Source organism: Paenibacillus sp. FSL W8-0426 (assembly GCF_037969725.1).
GTDB classification, from domain to species: Bacteria; Bacillota; Bacilli; order Paenibacillales; family Paenibacillaceae; genus Paenibacillus; species Paenibacillus hubeiensis.
The window spans coordinates 1,886,071-1,899,878 of sequence record NZ_CP150203.1 but is presented as its reverse complement, the minus strand read 5'-3'; the positions used below and the strand labels follow the sequence as shown (position 1 = coordinate 1,899,878).

11 protein-coding genes are annotated in these 13,808 nt (G+C 49.7%); 1 reads left to right on the top strand and 10 read right to left on the bottom strand.

Annotated elements, in window-relative coordinates; all coding sequences use genetic code 11:
- Positions 1-7 precede the first annotated feature (7 nt).
- The 5 genes from MKY59_RS08720 to MKY59_RS08700 form a co-directional block, all read right to left on the bottom strand.
- Positions 8-2,173: a glycoside hydrolase family 3 N-terminal domain-containing protein gene (locus tag MKY59_RS08720; RefSeq protein WP_339277125.1), complete on the bottom strand. Its 2,166-nt coding sequence runs from the start codon at positions 2,171-2,173 to the stop codon at positions 8-10.
- A 178-nt stretch (positions 2,174-2,351) separates the two neighbouring features.
- Entirely contained in the window at positions 2,352-3,950 is a 1,599-nt protein-coding gene (locus tag MKY59_RS08715) for an extracellular solute-binding protein (RefSeq protein WP_236415875.1), read from the bottom strand.
- A 55-nt stretch (positions 3,951-4,005) separates the two neighbouring features.
- Positions 4,006-4,905 (bottom strand): carbohydrate ABC transporter permease, encoded by a 900-nt coding sequence (locus MKY59_RS08710; RefSeq protein WP_236415876.1) that lies wholly within the window; start codon positions 4,903-4,905, stop codon positions 4,006-4,008.
- 20 nt (positions 4,906-4,925) lie between these two features.
- Positions 4,926-5,885, bottom strand: coding sequence for an ABC transporter permease subunit (locus MKY59_RS08705; RefSeq protein ID WP_236415877.1), 960 nt, complete (start codon positions 5,883-5,885; stop codon positions 4,926-4,928).
- Positions 5,886-5,897: 12 nt separating this feature from the next.
- Positions 5,898-6,662, bottom strand: a complete 765-nt coding sequence (locus MKY59_RS08700; protein WP_236415878.1) for an alpha/beta hydrolase family protein — start codon at positions 6,660-6,662, stop codon at positions 5,898-5,900.
- A gap of 465 nt (positions 6,663-7,127) precedes the next feature.
- Here MKY59_RS08700 and MKY59_RS08695 point away from each other — a divergent pair, with 465 nt between their 5' ends.
- Positions 7,128-8,039, top strand: coding sequence for a serine hydrolase (locus MKY59_RS08695; RefSeq protein ID WP_339277122.1), 912 nt, complete (start codon positions 7,128-7,130; stop codon positions 8,037-8,039).
- Positions 8,040-8,122: 83 nt separating this feature from the next.
- Here the strand turns inward: MKY59_RS08695 and MKY59_RS08690 are convergent, their stop codons facing one another.
- From MKY59_RS08690 to aroF, 5 genes are all read right to left on the bottom strand, one after another.
- Positions 8,123-8,377, bottom strand: coding sequence for an AbrB/MazE/SpoVT family DNA-binding domain-containing protein (locus MKY59_RS08690; protein ID WP_236415880.1), 255 nt, complete (start codon positions 8,375-8,377; stop codon positions 8,123-8,125).
- A gap of 170 nt (positions 8,378-8,547) precedes the next feature.
- Entirely contained in the window at positions 8,548-9,012 is a 465-nt protein-coding gene (gene trmL / locus MKY59_RS08685) for a tRNA (uridine(34)/cytosine(34)/5-carboxymethylaminomethyluridine(34)-2'-O)-methyltransferase TrmL (RefSeq protein WP_236415882.1), read from the bottom strand.
- A gap of 249 nt (positions 9,013-9,261) precedes the next feature.
- Complete coding sequence (gene serC, locus MKY59_RS08680) at positions 9,262-10,371, bottom strand: 3-phosphoserine/phosphohydroxythreonine transaminase (protein WP_236415884.1); 1,110 nt, start codon at positions 10,369-10,371, stop codon at positions 9,262-9,264.
- A gap of 336 nt (positions 10,372-10,707) precedes the next feature.
- Positions 10,708-12,132: a type I glutamate--ammonia ligase gene (glnA, locus tag MKY59_RS08675; protein ID WP_339277120.1), complete on the bottom strand. Its 1,425-nt coding sequence runs from the start codon at positions 12,130-12,132 to the stop codon at positions 10,708-10,710.
- Positions 12,133-12,660: 528 nt separating this feature from the next.
- Positions 12,661-13,725: a 3-deoxy-7-phosphoheptulonate synthase gene (aroF, locus tag MKY59_RS08670; RefSeq protein ID WP_236415888.1), complete on the bottom strand. Its 1,065-nt coding sequence runs from the start codon at positions 13,723-13,725 to the stop codon at positions 12,661-12,663.
- Between the last annotated feature and the right edge of the window lie 83 nt (positions 13,726-13,808).

Below are 13,808 nucleotides of genomic sequence, written 5' to 3'. Positions count from 1 at the left end.
TGTTAAACTAAACCAGTCTGAAGCTGCCTTCTTGCACATCGCGGCTATTCGGACCAACGAAGACACGGAAAGCGCCCTCGTCGCTGCGGTAAGACAGATCGGAGTGATGGTAACGGAGCTGCTCCTCTTTCAACGTGAATGCAGCTGTTCCGCTCTCTCCGGCATCCAGATGCAATTTCACGAACCCCTTCAATTCACGCATCGGACGAACCACTTCACCGCTTACGTCCCGAACATATAGTTGAACGGTCTCTACGCCGGCACGATCGCCTGTGTTTGTCACCGAAACCTGAATGGTCAGGGGCTGGCCGGCACTCATTTCCGCACCGGATATTTGCAGTTCCCCATACTCGAAGGTTGTATATGACAAGCCGTAACCAAAGGGAAGCAGCGGTTCGTTCGGGCTGTCGATGTACTTCGATACATAACGTTCTTCGGTTTTCTGCGGATCCAGCGGACGTCCGGTGTTGAAATGGTTGTAGTATACCGGAATCTGGCCTGCCGATCGCGGGAAAGACATGGTAAGCCGTGCAGACGGATTCACCGCGCCCGTGAGCACATCGGCGATGGCCGCACCACCCTCGCTGCCCGGGAACCAGGCTTCGAGCACGGCGTCAGACTCCTCGAACACCCCTTGCAAATCCAGCGGACGTCCGTTGAAGAGCACGGTCGCTATCGGTTTGCCTGCTTGCTTGATCTGTCTGACCAGTTCCAGCTGCGCTTCCGGCAGCCGGATATTGGTACGGGATCCGCCTTCGCCGCTCATTTCCGAATCCTCGCCCAAAGCAAGGATGACGGTATCCGCTTGGCTCGCGGCTTCAAGCGCCTCGGCGATTTGTTCCGGTGTAATGGTGTGAACTCCGCTGCCTGCGGCGATATGCAATTTCCCCGATGGCAGGCGCGCTTCCAGCGCCGTGCCCAATTTCGTTGCATCCGCCTTGACGCCTTCGCATGACCACCAGCCCAGAATGTCCTCGCTTTGAGCGAACGGTCCGATCAATGCCACGCTCGCTTCCGGCCTGATCGGCAGAACGCCATTGTCGTTTTTGAGCAGCACCGCCGATTTGGCAGCCAGCTCATGCGATACCTGGCGATGTTGCTGCGAAAACACGATTTCGCGTTCACGTTCCGGATCGGCGGCACGCAGCGGGTTTTCGAACAGACCCAGCTTGTTTTTCAATTGCAGCACGCGGAGTACCGCTTCATCGATAAGTTTCACATCCACTTCACCGTTCTCGACCAGCTCCGGCAAATGGCGAACATAACATGGTGTCATCATTTCCATGTCCAGACCTGCACGGATCGCACGATAAGCTGCCTCGCGATCATCTTCGGCAGCGCCATGCGCGATCATTTCCCGGACAGATGCCCAGTCCGAGATCAGTACGCCGTCAAATCCCCATTCCTCGCGCAAAATGCCTCTCATCAGTTTTTCGTTGCCGCTGGCCGGAATGCCGTCCACCGTATTGAACGAGGCCATGACCATCTCGCACCCTGCGTCGAGCGCCGCCTTGTATGCAGGCAAATAATACTCGCGCAGCTGCCGTTCCGACATGTCCACCGTGTTATAATCCCGGCCGCCTTCCGCCGCGCCATAAGCAGCAAAGTGTTTCACGCAGGCCGCCAGGCGGTCCAGTTCATCCTTCAAGCTGTCTCCCTGGTAACCGCGCACAAATGCAGCGGCAAACAGACTGTTGAGATACGGGTCTTCACCCGTGGTCTCCATGACCCGGCCCCAACGCGGGTCGCGAACCAGATCAACCATGGGTGCAAAGGTAACGTGGAGACCCGATACGGCCGATTCACGCGCGGCGATCTCCGCGCTTTTCTCCGCCAGCTCGACATCCCACGAGCAGCCGATGGCCAGCGGAATCGGGAAAATGGTTTTATACCCGTGCACCACGTCTGCCATAAATAGCAATGGAATGCCCAAACGGCTTTTCTTCAAATAAGCTTGCTGTACATCGATGATTGCCTGCGCTCCCGACAATCCCAAAATCGAACCGCTGGCGTTCACCGACTGTTCGGTGATGCCCATTTCCTCCATCGGGCCCGTGATTTGCCCCTCGACGTCCGTGCCTTCGTAGAAGTTGGCCGTAAGCTGAAGAAGCTGGGCCGTTTTTTCTTCCAGGGTCATTTGGCTGACCAGGTCTTTTAGTTGCTGATTATCCATTCGTTCCATCCTCCGCAAGTCGTTGAAGTCAAAAATAAAAGCGTTACAAACCGTTATTACCGGAAATCATGCCATTCGTTATTTTAAAAAGACCCGGCTGCAGTGAAACTACGCGCCGGGTCCGGATGATCGGACCGACAGACCTGCTGTCACATCCCATCATTGTGTAGCTGAAGCATTACTTGAATTTTTCGTTCAGTTCATCCAAGTAAGGTTGAACCAGAGATTGTTTGCTGGCTACCCATTCCTTCCAGTTGGCTTCGAGATCGCCGCTTTTCAGGATCAGGTTGGCGTATTCGCTCGAATAATCGAATGTAGCTTGGTTTTTCGCTTTGGAATCGTAGAGCTGTACATCCCAATCATACGCGGCAAGCGAGTTCGATTTCGATCCCAGCTCGGCTTTTTCTTGGAACAATTTCACCGCTCTGTCGCGATAATCTTTTTTGATTGCCGGGTTGATTACACTAAAGTCGTCTCCGAGCAGGTACAGTCCTTCAAAACGTGCTGGGTATTTGTCTTCCAGCGTTGTGCCTTCAGGCAGCAAGCTAACCAATTCGTTGTTTTCGTCGTATTTCCAATCTGTTCCTTCAAAGCCCATGTTAATGAGCATTTGGCCTTCTTTGCTTGTGGAGTAATCCAGCAGATCCATGATCCGTTCGAATTTCTCGTCACTGATGTTTGGATTGAAGATCAGGGCAGACCAGAAGTTGGCTTGCTCCAGGTTGCGGTATTTACCGTCCTCGCCCAATACGATGGCAGTGTGTACCAAATCATCGCTATCTACGCCCAGGTTTTTCTTGATATCTGTATCCAGGCCTTGTCTGTAAGAAGCAAGACCGCCCAAGCTGGTTACAGCGGCTGTTCCCGTCACTTTAAAGTTATTCTGGCCCTCATTGTTCTTCCATGTGTAGAACTCCGGATTCAACAAACCTTCTTTATATGCGTCTTGCATAATTTTCAATGCTTCCAATGTTTCAGGTTCTGCCGGTCCCCAATGGAATTGGCCGTCTTCGCCTTTATAGAACGGTGCATCCGTGATGGCATGTACGCTGTTTGGCATGATGATGTTTGTCATCGCGTCAGCGGCATTGTAGGACAGTGGTACAAGTTTGTTGCCCACTTTGCCCGGATCCTTCTCTTTCACCAGTCTTGCATATTCGTTCAATTCGGATGTGGTATACGCATCCTTCAACTCAAAACCTACCGCTTCAGCCCAGTCTTTGCGAAGGGCAATAACGCCGATCTGGTTCGTCAGCGGATCTGCTGGTTTGTTTTCATAGTAGATTGGTCTAGGCAAAATGTAAGTACCGCCCGTCAATTCTTCCAGCTTGTCTCCGAGGCCTGTCAGCGCGTAGGCTGCAGCCACGTTTGGCCAGCGCTCTTTCCAGTCATCCGGGAATTTGTAGAGCAAACCTTGGTCGATATAATTCATGGCATCGCCATGCACGTAGTTCCATACGGCGACGTCCGGCAGGTCGCCGGAGTTGATCCACAAGCGAAGTTTCTCACCCCAGGAATCCCAATCCACGTAGTTGTAATCCCATGTCACGTTGAACTTGTCTGTCCAGAATTTGTGGAAATCGTTATCCAGATTCCCGTCCTTCACTTCGGTCAGATTGGCTACGGAGATGGTCAGATTGTCTTTGTAATTCCCATCCGCATCCTTTTCGTTGCCGCCTTGCGCGCTATTGTTGGAACAAGCGGATACCACCAGCATCAGCATACAGAGCGTGATGGCAAAGATGGATTTTACGGACAACTTTTTGTTCGTTTTCATGCTTTTACCCCCATTTGATTTTGGTAGAAGTCGGGTTATAAATCCTATTGTATAATCAGGTCTTGATAGCCCCTGTTAATACCCCTTTGGCAAAGTGCTTTTGCAGCATCGGGAAGAAACACATAATCGGTACCATCGTTACGAATACGGCAGCCATCTTCATGCCCATCGAGAAGTTGCTGGCTTTGACGGCATCGAGGCTTGATGCGTTGGACGCGTTCGTTTGCGATTGAACGATGATGGAGCGCAATACGTTCTGCAGCGGAAGCTGGTCCGCTTTTCTCAGGAAGATCATCGCGTCGTACCAACTGTTCCAATAAGCGACGCCATAGAAGAGCGTAATGGTTGCGATAATCGGCGTTGCCAGCGGAAGCACGACAGAGAACAAAATTCTCCATTCTCCCGCCCCGTCCAGCCTCGCCGATTCCATCAGCGATTCAGGCACGGTATAGAAGTAGTTCATCATCAGGATCATGTTGAAGGCACTGAAGCTGCCTGCCAGGATGACGGACCACAACGTTCCCGTCAGATGAAGTGTTTTCATGATCAGGTACAGCGGCACGATCCCTCCGTTGAAGATCATGGTGAACAGAACCAGAAAGAAGATGAACCTTTTAAAAGGAAACTTGTTGCGGCTGAGTCCATATGCCATGCTCGTGGTCAAGAACATGCTGAGCGGCAGACCGATGACGAGCAGGATCAGCGTATTTTTGTATCCCGTAAAGATACTTCCATCCGCGAACAGCGCTCGGTATGAATCCAGCGTGAATTCTTTCGGGAACATCAAGAGCGGGTTGCTCGCGTATTCTTTTTGCGTTGCGAACGAAATCATGATGACATTCCAGAACGGAATCAGAATCATGAGCGCAAGCACAAGCAGAACGGCAAAAATGAAATAATCGAGAGCGGTCATTCTATCCGTGCCGATTTTGGATTTGGATCTTTTCTTGCTCATTTGGCTTTTCTTCTCCTCTCTTATCGGAACAAACCGTCTCCGCCAAGCATCTTGGCAAATCTGTCAGCGAGAATCAACAGGATCATGTTCACGAGGGAACGGAACAAGCTGACTGCTGTCGAGAACGAGAAGTCGGTTGAAGACTGGAACGTAATGCGGTAGATGTAAACGTCCAGCACTTCCGATACGTTTTTGGTTGCGGCGTTGGCCAAGTTGAAAATCTGGTCGAAACCGGAAGACATCAGACCGCCCACGGACAGGATAAACATGACTGTGATCGTTGGCATAATATTCGGCAATGTGATGCGGAACATTTGCTGCAAACGGGACGCACCGTCAATCTGTGCGGACTCGTATTGATCCTGGTCAATCCCCGAAATGGCGGCCATAAAGATGATTGCGCTCCATCCCGTCGATTTCCAGATATCCGTAAGCAGCAGCATCGGTACAAAGTTGGATTCCGAACCAAGGAAGTTGATGGTTGGCAATCCAAGCAAGGCCAGCGTGCTGTTGACCAGTCCGTCATAAGCCAGAACGTTGATAACGACCCCGGACACGATGATCCAGGACAGGAAATGCGGGAACGTCAGGATGGTCTGGAACCATTTTTTCCCTCTGCGCATTCTCAGTTCGTTCAAGAGCAAGGCCAGAATGATCGGGAACGGGAACTGGATGATCAGTTTCAGGATATTAATGTACAACGTACGCCATACGGCATCGATAAAGGTCGGGTCACGGAACACGTATTTGAAATTCTCGAATCCAACCCATGGACTGCCCAAGATGCCAAGGTTGGCCTTGTAGTCCTTGAAAGCCAGAGACAGACCGCCCATCGGCATGTAAGCGAACAGAATCAACCACGCGAGCCCCGGTATAAGCAGGGTATAGGTCATTCTGTGCTTCCACATCTCTTTCCAGAGCGGATTGCCGCCAGGGCTTCCCTTCAGCTTTTTGCTAGGTCCTTCGGCTGCAGGTTTCAATTTTGCATCTCCTCACTCTACTGTTGTCTTATCTTCAAACAAAAAATGAAACATCGTTTCCAGATGGTGCTCCCAGAATGTCCACTCATGGCTTCCCGGGGATTCCACATATCGAAAATCGTATGCAGTGCCTTGCATGTACTCCGCAAAGCGGCGGTTCATGTCCACGAACGGGTCGCTTTCACCGCAGCAGTTAAGAATTTCCGGCAATCTTCGGCCCTCTTGCAGCAGCTTGGCGGACAGCGCGTACAAATCCTGGTCGGGTTTGACCTGCAAACGTTCTCCAAAAACCGCTTTCATTTCTTTGATCATACCCGGAGGCATTTGCGGGTCTTGAAGCCGGGTTTGAAGATCGGTCACGCCGGAAAGCGAAACGACCTTACGGTAACGTTCGGGATATGTCAGTGCGCATTTTAACGCTCCGTATCCACCCATCGACAACCCAGCTACGTAGGTTTTGTCTGGATCAGGGTTCAGGTTTAACTGGCGCCTGCATAGTTCGGGCAATTCTTGCGTGATGTAATAAAAGTAATTCAGGCCATACTCCATGTCGGTGTAATAGCTTCGGTTTGCTTCCGGCATAATGACGGTACAGCCGTATTTTTGCGCATACATCTCAATCGTAGTCAAGCGATGCCAAGTGCTCGCATTATCGCCTGCCCCGTGCAATAGGTATATCGTCCCTCCAGAAGTATTTCCGGAGTCACAGGACACGACATGAATGCTGGTGTTCATGCACAAGGTGGCCGATCCCGTTTCAATCGTGATATGTGCCATTTGCAACTCCTTTCTTGTTTGGCTGTTGGTGTACTGTTCTCTCGCAGCCTTTTCTGTTGCAGTCTTCGTGAATCCCCCAAAATGTGCTAACGATTCGAAACGATTTTCTCGAATCGTTTCAAAAGTAGGTTGACGTTTATTTACATAGACTGAAAAACAGCACTTTTCACTTGGAAGCGATTTCTTCGAATCGTTTCGAGTAAATCATAATCCCGATGAGTAAATCCTGTCAATAACCTTTTTGTTTTTTTGCGTTATTTTATGGATATTGGCTCGATTTAAGTGGAAATCACCTTGGGTTTCACCCTTTTATTACTAATTTTCATCCGATTAGTAACCCAATGTACATTGTTCATTGACATCATTCGCGGATTGTACTAACATAAATTCGAATTTTGTAAACGGATTTAAGAAAACGTTTCACCTCCCTTCCCTCGCGGATTGGATCATGGAAAGGAGCACCTGATGTCTACTCTGCCGAATCAGTTTGTTCGTTCGATCGATGAACAAGGTTTGAATGTATATTCCATTCGTGTCCTCCAGCATGGAGAACTCATCTCGGCCTGGGATCGAAGCAAGGACTGCCGCCGGGTGCAGCATTCGATCAGCAAATCTTTTACGTGCATGGCGATCGGGCTTGCGCTTGAAGAAGGCCTGTTGCGGCTGGATACCCGGCTTGGGGAGTACTTTGCTTATGATGTATTACCCCAGAATCATCCAACTGCCTTGTCTTCAAGAGAGCTTCGCCTGATCGATTTGCTCCGGATGTCTTCCGGACATGACACTCCTCCTTTATTTGCAGATGAACGGGCCGCTTTGAAGGAGAACGATTGGGTCAAACATTATATGTCCCTAGCGCTGGATCGTTTGCCTGGCGAGCATTTCACGTACAGCAGCGGCGATACGTTCATGATTTCGGCACTGTTCCAGGCAGCCGCTGGCCAGACGGTGAAGAATTACCTGACCCCGCGCTTGTTCGAACCGCTAGGCATTCATAACGTAGCGTGGGAAACGTCTCCACTTGGCATAACGCTGGGATGTGCCGGTTTGCAGATCAGCAACGAGGAACTCAGCCGCTTCGGACAATTTCTGCTGCAGGAAGGCAGCTGGAAAGGCTCGCAGCTGGTGCCTGCCGAATGGATTCGTAGGTCAACCCGCAAACAAATCGAAACAACGGGCGACGGAGACTGGGGGGAAGGATACGGTTATCAATTCTGGATGTGTTCCCATGATGCTTACCGTGCGGATGGCGCTTATGGCCAGCTTTGTGTGGTTCTGCCCAAGCAGCAGGCGGTCGTTGCCGTCAATAGTCAGGAAGAGAACATGCAGGGCATTTTGAACGCGATCTGGGACAGCATTTTACCGCTCTTGAATTAATTTCCTTCAGACCGGCTGAAAATATACGAGTTCTCTGCAACCTAAAAAAGCCATGGAGCACGAGACTCCATGGCTTTATTGAATTACCCAAGTTGCGGAAGTTGGGTCATGTCCGTCAAACACTGTGCGCATATGTAACGCTCTTTGAACTCGTTCACTTCTTCCATCGATCCACAGAAAATGCACTTCGGACGATATCTCTCCAAAATGATATGGTCCCCTTGGACTAAAATCTCTACTGGATCCCCTTCATTCATTTGATACCTTTTGCGCAAAGATTTAGGCAATACGATTCTACCCAATTGGTCAACCTTGCGGACAACTCCTGCTGGTTTCATGCTAAGGCACACCTCTCCTATCGAACTCTAAATTTCTAGGTACATTTGTACTATGTTTATAGATTCGCCGGGCATTTGTCGAATCCTGCTGGAAATAAACATTTTTTGTCCTTTTTTTTGAAAATTGTTTTTTTGCTGAATTTTACCCGCGCTCTTTCTGGTGTCAACGATTAGTCCAGACCCGGAAATTGGAGCTGACGCAATGCTTCATATACGATGATCGCCGCGGAATTGGATAAATTGAGAGATCTCACATCCCCTGTCATCGGCATTCTCATGGCCGTTTCCGGATTGGCGGCAATCAGCTCGGGCGGCAAACCTTTGGTTTCTTTGCCAAACACAAAAAAGTCCCCGTCACGGAACTCGAAGTCGCTATACCGGTTTTTCGCCTTGGTTGTCGCATAAAAAAAACGCCCCTCCGGGTATTTCTGCTGTACCTCTTCAAACGAATCATGGTATTCGATATGCACGGCATGCCAATAATCCAATCCGGCACGTTTCAATGTAGCGTCATCCGTTCGAAAGCCCAACGGACGCACCAGATGAAGATGCGCACCCGTTGCTGCGCAAGTCCGCGAAATATTGCCTGTATTTGCCGGGATTTCAGGTTCAACCAGAACGATGTGTAATGCCATATGTGTTCAATCTCCTTTTATGTGTTCATGAAATGTAATGTAATGTACACGCTTCAAGTCGTTTTTATTCGGCGCACTCCCCTTCAACGGCTGCTTGTTCGCCATCTAATGCGTCCGCTGCTCCGATGCGCATGCTTTCTGCTATCTTAAAAGAAAAGCCCCCCACACGTCAAATGTGGGAGGCCTTGGCATCACATTATGCCGCGCGTCCATAGCCATGGCCGCCAGCCAATGCTGCGATACTGCTCGTTAACCGTTCGTTTGTTGGAAATGGTTCATGAAATCGGTCAATGCTTTTACGCTCTCATAAGGTGCCGCATTGTAAATGGAGGCACGAAGACCGCCTACGCTGCGGTGTCCTTTCAGACCGACGAACCCTTCTTGTTCTGACGCTTTGATGAATTGTTTTTCCAGCTCCTCCGTAGCAAGACGGAACGTCACGTTCATCAGAGAGCGATCGGAAGCATCGACGCAACCGCGATAGAAGCCTTGGGAAGCATCGATGGCGTTATAAAGAAGCTCTGCTTTTTTGACGTTTTTCTGTTCGATGCCAGCCAGTCCGCCCTGCTCCTCGATCCATTTCAACACTTCATTTACCATGTATACCGAGAAGGAAGGCGGTGTGTTGTAGAGGGAATTGTTGTCCAGGTGCGTGCTGTAACGGAACATCGTCGGGATCGTTTTTGGCGAGCTGCTCAGCAGCTCTTCACGGGCGATGACCACCGTAATTCCGGACGGCCCCAGGTTTTTCTGAGCACCGGCATAAATCATGCCGAATTGATTCAAGTCGAAAGGCTTGCAGAAAATGTCACTCGACATGTCTGCGATGAGCGGCACGGCTCCTGTGTCCGGGAATGCTTTGAACTGGGTGCCTTCAATCGTTTCATTGGACGTCAAGTGCACATAAGCCGCATTTGCAGGCAGATCCAGGTTGGAAACGTCAGGCAAACGCATGTATTTGTCGGCTTCGGAAGATGCGGCGATATGTGTCTCTCCGATCAGCTTCGCTTCAGCCAGCGCCTTTTTGGCCCAGCTGCCCGTCATGACGTAGCTCGCAGTCTTCCCTTCGCTAAGAAGATTCAGCGGCAGCATGGCGAATTGGGTGCTCGCTCCGCCCTGAAGGAACAATACCTTGTATCCTTTTGGGTTGCCCAGCAGCGACAGCAAACGTTCCTGCGCCTCGTTATGTACAGATTCGTACACGGCTCCACGGTGAGACATCTCCATGATGGACATGCCCGTATTGCGGAAATCTACGAACTCGGCTTGGGCTCTTTCCAATACCTCCAATGGCAATGCTGCTGGTCCTGCATTAAAATTGTAAGCTCTCTTTGTCAAAACTTCCCCCACCCTTTCCATCCGTAACTGACATATGAAGTAAATATTATCGCTATGATATCAGTATTCCCTGTCCACTTCAAGGGCAATAAGCACCGTAGCCGACGATCCGGGCAATCAAATTCCTTTATCGCCCTGCAAAGTTAATGCACTGCCACATCAAAATAAAAAAATTCTGCCACCATACGCCGAGTGAAAAGACAGCCTATATTGGATAGAAGCTTCTGCAAAATCCGGAAATGCGCTTCATTCGAATTTCCATTCCACTTCCCGCCCCATCTTATCAGGAAAAAACCTCCGGGAAACGTTGTTCCGGAGGTTTTTCCTTCATTAATAGCACGATTCTTCGTCGGCTGATTAGCAGTCGAAGTAGAGGCTGTATTCGTGTGGATGAATACGAATCGCAACGGATTTTGCTTCATCACGTTTCAGGTTGATGTAGTTATCGATGAATTCTTTTGTAAATACGTTACCTTCAGTCAAGAACTCATGGTCTGCTGCCAAAGCATCCAATGCTTCTTCGAGGGAAGCAGGTACGCTGCGGATGTTTTCTTTGTCAGCATCGGACAGGTCGTAGATGTTTTTGTCAAGCGGTCCGTAACCCAGCTCCGTCGGGTTGATTTTGCGTTTGATTCCGTCCAGACCGGCCATCAGCATGGCTGCGAACGCCAAGTATGGGTTAGCTGTGGAGTCAGGTGTACGGAACTCGATACGACAACCTTTAGGTGTCACGGCTGCAACCGGAATACGTACCGCTGCAGAACGGTTACCTTTGGAGTAAACCAGGTTAACCGGTGCTTCGTAACCAGGAACCAAACGTTTGAACGAGTTCGTGCTTGGGTTTGTCAAAGCGATCAGCGCAGGTGCATGGTACAGAATACCGCCGATGTAGTGCAAAGCCATTTCGCTCAGGTTGGCATATCCGCCTTTTTCATAGAACAATGGGGTATCGCCGTTGAAGATCGATTGGTGAACGTGCATTCCGCTACCATTGTCGCCGAACAGCGGTTTAGGCATGAACGTTGCCGTTTTGCCATACTGGCGAGCTGTGTTGTGAACGATATATTTGTATACGAGCAGGTTATCTGCTGTTTTTACCAAGGTATCAAAACGGAAGTTGATTTCGGCTTGACCTGCTGTCGCCACTTCATGGTGATGACGTTCAACGGACAGGCCTGCTTCTTCAAGAAGGCGACACATTTCGCTGCGGATATCTTGTTGTGTATCTACTGGAGCAACCGGTACATAACCACCTTTGGTACGTACCTTGAAGCCCAGGTTTCCACCTTCTTCTTTACGGTTGGTGTTCCAGGAAGCTTCTTCGGAATCAACGTAGTAGGAAGAACTGTTCGTGCCGCTCTCGTAACGTACATCGTCGAAAATGAAGAACTCGGATTCTGGTGCGAAGAATGCAGCTGTACCGATGCCTGTTTCTTGCAGGTAAGCTTCAGCCTTTACAGCGATGCTGCGTGGGTCACGCTCATAGCGCTCTCCGTCCGGTGTGAAAATATCACACATAACATTCAGCGTAGGATGTGCAGTGAACGGATCGACGTAAGTCGATTCAGGATCTGGCATCATAACCATATCGGACTCTTCAATTCCACGGAAACCTGCAATCGAGGAACCGTCAAAGGCAACTCCATTCACAAAGGTGTCTGCGTCAACGGCGGAAGCCGGCAAGGAAATGTGATGCGCACGACCAGCCAAATCTACGAAACGAAAATCTACCCACTCGATGTTGTTCTCTTGAATTGATTTCAATACGTTTTCTACCGACATGTATTCGTCCTCCCAAATTTTCCGAACATTAAACAGCCCCGCTAAAGAAAATGTTCATATTCGAATTTTTTTCTGTCGTCATTATAAATCTCAGACTTTACACCGTCAATACTTATGTAAGGTATTTTTTGCGGAGATGTAAGATATGCTCACATTTTATAAATTCTCTGAATTCTCGTAACAAAGTGCAAATGCAGTATTTGACCAGTTTAATGCGGTAAAGCAGGCACTATCTTGTCCTAAATATTGGATATTACCTGCCATATAAATGTTTCTTATCAGTATTGATTAATAAATACGTTCAATGGAGGTGAAATGTGACATCGAAATATGGGCTTTTCCCGGAGCTCTACCACAATTTGCGGTCTATTTTATGGGGGCAGCTCCATTCCTCTTTACCCAAACGATAGTTAATCTCTAATCTAAAAAAAAGGGCACCTGCCCCGATCACCAGTATACTTGGCAATCTAGGCAGCTACCCAACATCATATGTCTATGCGCAAAATCGAAACATCATTGAATTAAACGTTAAACGCCCACTCTGGCCGGGAAGAAATCTGCCGGCTGTTTGGCCGTGCTGAACGTTCTGCCCACCAATGGAGCCAACTTCTCCAGATCCTGCAGCAGGCCCGCAAATTGGTCAGGGAACAAGGATTGCACGCCATCGCCCGTCATGGAATTGTCCGGGTCGGTATGCATCTCGATAATCAGTCCGTTCGCGCCAGCTGCCACGGAGGCCTTCGTCATCGGCTCTACGAGCTCGCGGCGGCCCGTGCCATGGCTAGGGTCGGAAATGACCGGCAAATGACTCAGGGACTGCAGAACAGGGATTGCAGACAGGTCAAGCGTGTTGCGCGTGTACGTTTCAAACGTACGAATGCCGCGTTCACACAGCATAACATTTGGATTCCCCCCCGCCAGAATGTACTCGGCAGCGTTAAGGAATTCATCGTATGTCGCACTGAATCCACGTTTTAGCAGAACAGGTTTCCCGCACTCGCCCAATTTGCGCAGCAAGTCAAAGTTCTGCATGTTACGTGTGCCTACCTGCAGAATGTCCGCATATTCAGCACAAATATCAACGTATTCGGGAGTCATGACTTCCGTGATGGTCAACAGGTCATGCTTCTTGCCCGCTTCGGCCATCATGATCAAGCCTTCCACGCCTGTTCCTTGGAAGCTGTATGGACCTGTGCGCGGTTTGAACGCTCCGCCGCGAAGCACCTGTCCGCCAGCAGCTTTGACCAATCCGGCAATTTCGTCGATCTGTGCAGCCGATTCAACAGCACAAGGTCCGCCCATGACAACCAGTTCTTTTCCGCCGATTTCGACGCCTTTAATGTTGATGACCGTGTCGGACGGGTGGAAATCACGGCTTGCCAGTTTATAGGATTTCGAGATTTTCACAACATTTTCGACGCCCTTCATTTGGCGCAAATGCTCGGCCATCTTTGGCTCCACCTTGCCGATGAGACCAATAATCGTGCGATCTTCCCCTCGGGATACATGAGCTTGAAGCCCTTCCTTTTCGATTACGGTCACGATTTCCTGAATTTGTTCCTCCGCGGCTGACTTGCCTGCAATTACGATCATGATTATCCATCCTTTCATATATGAGAGCTCGCTTGAGATGTATCGATGTCATTATACGATCAAATTCTCTTCCACTTAAACGC

What these genes read in the sequence shown, in the direction of transcription:
- trmL (WP_236415882.1), bottom strand. Translation starts at nt 9,012, where the DNA reads ATGGCATTACACATCGTTCTGGTTGAACCTGAAATCCCGGCAAATACA.
- MKY59_RS08715 (WP_236415875.1), bottom strand. Translation starts at nt 3,950, where the DNA reads ATGAAAACGAACAAAAAGTTGTCCGTAAAATCCATCTTTGCCATCACG.
- MKY59_RS08710 (WP_236415876.1), bottom strand. Translation starts at nt 4,905, where the DNA reads ATGAGCAAGAAAAGATCCAAATCCAAAATCGGCACGGATAGAATGACC.
- MKY59_RS08700 (WP_236415878.1), bottom strand. Translation starts at nt 6,662, where the DNA reads ATGGCACATATCACGATTGAAACGGGATCGGCCACCTTGTGCATGAAC.
- MKY59_RS08695 (WP_339277122.1), top strand. Translation starts at nt 7,128, where the DNA reads ATGTCTACTCTGCCGAATCAGTTTGTTCGTTCGATCGATGAACAAGGT.
- serC (WP_236415884.1), bottom strand. Translation starts at nt 10,371, where the DNA reads ATGGAAAGGGTGGGGGAAGTTTTGACAAAGAGAGCTTACAATTTTAAT.
- glnA (WP_339277120.1), bottom strand. Translation starts at nt 12,132, where the DNA reads ATGTCGGTAGAAAACGTATTGAAATCAATTCAAGAGAACAACATCGAG.
- MKY59_RS08720 (WP_339277125.1), bottom strand. Translation starts at nt 2,173, where the DNA reads ATGGATAATCAGCAACTAAAAGACCTGGTCAGCCAAATGACCCTGGAA.
- MKY59_RS08690 (WP_236415880.1), bottom strand. Translation starts at nt 8,377, where the DNA reads ATGAAACCAGCAGGAGTTGTCCGCAAGGTTGACCAATTGGGTAGAATC.
- aroF (WP_236415888.1), bottom strand. Translation starts at nt 13,725, where the DNA reads ATGATCGTAATTGCAGGCAAGTCAGCCGCGGAGGAACAAATTCAGGAA.